1 protein-coding gene is annotated in these 1,304 nt (G+C 56.8%); it reads right to left on the bottom strand.

The features are described from left to right. Nucleotides 1-25: 25 nt before the first annotated feature. A protein-coding gene (locus tag ACWXWJ_RS10230; protein WP_473964346.1) for an IS3 family transposase occupies nt 26-1,254 on the bottom strand; the annotation gives its coding sequence in 2 pieces (ribosomal slippage) (nt 26-981 and nt 981-1,254; 1,230 coding nt in all). Between the last annotated feature and the right edge of the window lie 50 nt (nt 1,255-1,304).

Here is a 1,304-nt window from a genome sequence, read left to right on the forward strand (position 1 = left end):
TGAAGCGTCCTGGTTTTCGTTCCGCTTATTTAACGCCCAACGTTTGAGCGCCTGATCGTTGATAGTAGGCGTTCTCCATCTCCTGTGGAGTGATATATCCCAGGGATTGATGAAGTCGCTGGTTGTTCCACCAGTGCACCCAGCGAAGGGTGGCGATCTCGACTTCACCGACCGATGTCCACGGCCGGTGGGGATAAATCAGCTCTGTTTTGTAGAGCCCGTTGACCGTTTCAGCCAACGCGTTGTCATAGGAGTCGCCAACGGTGCCGACAGATGGATCGACACCCGCCAAGGCGAGCGCTTCACCGTAACGGATCGACACATATTGCGAGCCGCGGTCACTGTGGTGGACAAGCCCTTCTGAGCGAAGATCACCAGCGTGATACAGGGCGTGCTCAAAGGCCTCCAGCGGAAGTTCATCGGTACGCATGCTCGCCCGAGTCGCCACACCGACGATCTTCCTGGAGTACACATCGGTGATAAACGCGGTGTAGGCAAAACCAGACAAGGTGCGCACATAGGTGATGTCAGCGACCCACAACCGGTGCGGTGCGGGGGCAGTGAAGTCACGGTTGACCAGGTCAGGGCGGCCATCCGGCACGTTGGCCCGAAGCGTTGTCATCGGTGTGCGGCCACGCCTGCGGCCTTGAATGCCAGCTTGCTTCATCAAACGCGCGGTCTGATCACGACCGATGTTCCAGCCGGCGCGCTGCATAGCCTTCCACATCTTGCGGACCCCGTAGACGCTGAAGTTGTCCTCGTAGACCCTCACCAGTTCAGGAATGAGCAGCGCATCTGACAAACTCCTCGCCGATGGCGCTCGTGTTTTCGCTGCTCGGTAGCCACGAGAGGTGATGAACCCACATTCTGTCTCTTTCAATGTGCGACAGATAGCCTCGACCCCGAAGCGATCGCGATACGCATCGATGTATTCGATCATCTTCTGGTGGGACGGTCGAGTTCCGCCGCGAAAAAAGCTGACGCGGTTTTCAAGATCTCATTAGCCCTGCGTAGCTCCTTAATCTCTTTCCGGAGCCGCTTCAATTCGTCAGCCGTTGACTCGCCGGCGCCAATCTCAACATCGGACGAGGCCATATTCGGCTTCAACCAGTCGTTGAGCGTGTGCGCTGGAATGCCGAGCTTTTCACCGATCTCTACGGCTGCACCCCATTTCGAGCACCCTTCGAGCTCAACGAGGTCCTCAGCCAAACGCACTGCCTTGGCCTTGAACTCGTCACTGTACTTCCTTGGCATGATTCCAATCCTTCCCTAGAAATGATCGGAACTAAACCCAGGACGCTTCA

This window comes from Corynebacterium sp. p3-SID1761, assembly GCF_055862885.1.